This window comes from Pseudomonas sp. SDO55104_S430 (genome assembly GCF_054070595.1).
In genome coordinates this window covers 1-3,222 of record NZ_JBSVXG010000381.1, presented here as the reverse complement: position 1 = coordinate 3,222, position 3,222 = coordinate 1, and the positions used below count along the sequence as shown (strand labels likewise).

General features: G+C 54.0%; 2 protein-coding genes and 1 tRNA gene. 2 read left to right on the top strand and 1 reads right to left on the bottom strand.

All coding sequences use genetic code 11. From position 1 onward, the window contains the following. The first annotated feature begins 507 nt into the window (after positions 1-507). A complete protein-coding gene (gene mgtE, locus ACW9JE_RS29730; protein WP_224539180.1) occupies positions 508-1,950 on the top strand; it encodes a magnesium transporter in 1,443 nt (480 codons plus the stop codon). A gap of 101 nt (positions 1,951-2,051) precedes the next feature. Here the strand turns inward: mgtE and ACW9JE_RS29725 are convergent, their stop codons facing one another. After that, entirely contained in the window at positions 2,052-2,378 is a 327-nt protein-coding gene (locus ACW9JE_RS29725; protein ID WP_175379575.1) for an Arc family DNA-binding protein, read from the bottom strand. A 567-nt stretch (positions 2,379-2,945) separates the two neighbouring features. Here ACW9JE_RS29725 and ACW9JE_RS29720 point away from each other — a divergent pair. Continuing rightward, positions 2,946-3,022: transfer RNA gene (locus tag ACW9JE_RS29720), tRNA-Arg, on the top strand. Positions 3,023-3,222: the final 200 nt, after the last annotated feature.

Here is a 3,222-nt window from a genome sequence, read left to right as displayed (position 1 = left end):
AGTACTCGGCTACGAACCGAGCGGTCACAGGTTCGAATCCTGTCGAGTGCACCATACAACAGAAAGCCCGCATTTATGCGGGCTTTTTGCCGTCTGGGATTTGGCTTTTCCTTTCGTACATCCTCTCTCTTCGAATTCAGTCTGCGCGTTGCGATAAGGTCTATCTTCGATCTGGCCGGTGACAATCGGCTCATGTCCTTTGGTGGATTCTTCCCAAGCGTCGCTGACGTATTTTCGCCGTCGCTGTGCTTTCCTTTCAGAATGAGCCGTCGCAGTTTCAAGGATCAGGACGATGCTCAGGTTTGTCCTGCAAGCGCTTGTTTCATCCGCGATTTTTTAACATTTAAAACCGTCAGGCGGTGTATCATTGCGCCCGTCAGCCCCGCCGGGGCTTGTGGAATACCTCCATGGACTTACCCAGTAGTTACTCAGTAAACAGTTTTACCAATCACGAATTGACTGATTGATCCTTCCGGCGTGCTCCTCTGCTGGGAGTGGAGTTCGCCTATGTCTGAAATCGAAGTAAAAAAAACGCAGGAAAGCTTGCAGGACCGCCTGGCTCAAGTCATTGAGCTGTTGCAGCGTCAGCGAGTTGTCGAAGACCTGACTCACCGCCAGGAAGGCCCGAATCTCGATCGGGTCGAGAACCTGGTGCACCGGCAGAACCTCGTCGAGCTGCAACGCAAGCTCGATGATCTGCACTCCGCCGACGTCGCCTACATCCTCGAAGCCTTGCCGCTGGACGATCGTCTGACGCTCTGGCAATTGGTCAAGGCTGATCGCGACGGCGACATTCTTCTCGAAGTATCCGACTCGGTCCGTGAAACCCTGATCGCCGACATGGACGATCACGAGCTCCTGGCTGCGGCCAAGGACATGGATGCGGACGAACTCGCTGACCTGGCTTCCGAGCTGCCACGAGACGTCGTCCACGAGTTGATGGAAACGCTGGACCAGCAGCAGCGTGAGCGTGTGCGTTCGGCGCTGTCCTATGATGAGGAGCAGGTCGGTGCGCTGATGGACTTCGAGATGGTGACGATCCGTGAGGATGTCAGTCTCGAAGTGGTGTTGCGTTACTTGCGTCGCCTCAAGGAGCTTCCTGGTCACACCGACAAATTGTTCGTGGTCGATTACGACGGCGTCCTCAAGGGCGTGTTGCCGATCAAGCGTTTGCTGGTCAACGATCCGGATAAACAGGTTTCTGAAGTCATGGCCAGCGATCCGGTGAGTTTTCATCCGGACGAAGAGGCTTATGATGCTGCGCAAGCGTTCGAGCGTTACGACCTGATCTCCGCCCCTGTGGTGGACAAGAACGGCAAGCTGATTGGACGACTGACCATCGACGAGATGGTCGACCTGATTCGTGAAGAGAGTGAAAGCGAAGTTCTCAACATGGCGGGTCTGCGTGAAGAGGAAGACATCTTTGCGTCGGTCTGGAAATCGCTGCGTAACCGTTGGGCGTGGCTGGCAATCAACCTGATCACTGCTTTCGTTGCATCTCGGGTGATCGGCCTGTTTGAAGGCTCCATCGAAAAGCTGGTGGCGCTTGCGGCACTGATGCCGATCGTGGCGGGTATCGGGGGTAACTCAGGTAACCAGACGATCACTATGATCGTTCGTGCCATGGCACTGGACCAGGTCAGTACCGGCAATACCTCGCGACTGATGCGCAAGGAATTGGCGGTAGCGCTGATCAATGGCGTGGTCTGGGGTGGGGTGATCGGAGTGGTTGCTTATATGTTGTATGGCAGCTGGTCTTTGGGTGTGGTGATGACCGCGGCCATGACGCTGAACTTGTTGCTTGCTGCGTTGATGGGGGTTCTGATTCCTATGACGCTTGCGCGACTGGGGCGTGACCCGGCGATGGGGGCCAGTGTCATGATCACGGCCATGACCGATAGCGGTGGCTTCTTTATCTTCCTCGGCCTGGCGACGATATTCCTGCTCTAGGTCTTCCGCTTGAAAAACCCGCCAATCGGCGGGTTTTTTTATGCCCGAATTTCAGGCAAAAAAAAGCCAGCGATTAGGCTGGCTTGAGCTTTCGGTACGAATCAGGACGCGTCAGCGGCCATTTCGGCATCATGAGCAATGAGCGAAACGAGAGCGTTTTGCTGGCGGTGAGAGAGTTGACGGAAGCGTTGCAACAGTTCGCGTTCGTGCAGTGAAAGCTCTGGGCTGTCCAAGCGCATGCTTAGTTCTTCGCCTAGCGCACCTTCCTGAATGAGGCTCTGCTCCAGGCGCGCGATGATTTCGGAGTTCATGCTGCGGTGATGATTGCGAGCTACCTCGGCAATGCGCTCACGCATTCCGTCTGGCAGCCGTACGACAAACTTGTCAGCCGTTCGGCTGGAATAAACTGCCTGTTTCATTGGGCGCATATATTTAACCGGTTAGTTCAGGGAAGCGGTTCTCGGGATTGGCCGCAGGATGTCTGGTAGGACAAGCGCAATGGCCAAATGTTCAACCTGAATTGATCAAGGCCCGCATCATGCCTCAAAGTAGCCAGATCATTGGCGTCAATTCTGTGACAAATATTGAACTGGATAAAGGCGTTCTGCCAGCACCAATTATCAGAAATGCGGACTGGTTTGGAAAGCGGGTCCGGTTTCGTGTCGCTGATCGCCCTTTGCCTGGCAGGCGTCTCGGTATTAGAGGCGCGCCAAGCTTGGCTCAATCGGTGTTCCTTACCTTTATAGGATAGTGGCAATTTGCCGATTTGCTAGAGGAGGGGTGTTGATAGAGGGGATTTAGGATGGGTGGCTTCCGTGGTGGAGTAGAGGTGTCCATTTGATCTCGTTGAGGTTGGCTTAATTGGCTGGCGGGTCACCCCTCGCGATCGTGTCGACATTTCCTACACTTAAAAAGCCTACGGACGACATGACAAAGGGAGGGTTGCCCGTTAACATGCTCGCCGTCTCGCTCTGCATACCTTGCAGGCAATCAGTGTCTCAGTAGCTCAATTGGATAGAGCATCCCCCTCCTAAGGGGAAGGTTGGCAGTTCGAACCTGCCCTGGGACACCATCTTATTCGCAGTCTCCGATTTCCCTCTTTTGCATCCCTTATTGCTCAGTGTCCTCCATTTGCCTGTTATGGCCTTCTCTATATAAGTAGAAAGGGGCGGTTTTGGGTATTTCAGGAATTCTTCATAGAAATATCAAATCAGTGCTTGACGGCAGATTTCAGATCTCTATAATTCGCCCCACTTCCGGTGCAGTCGAAAC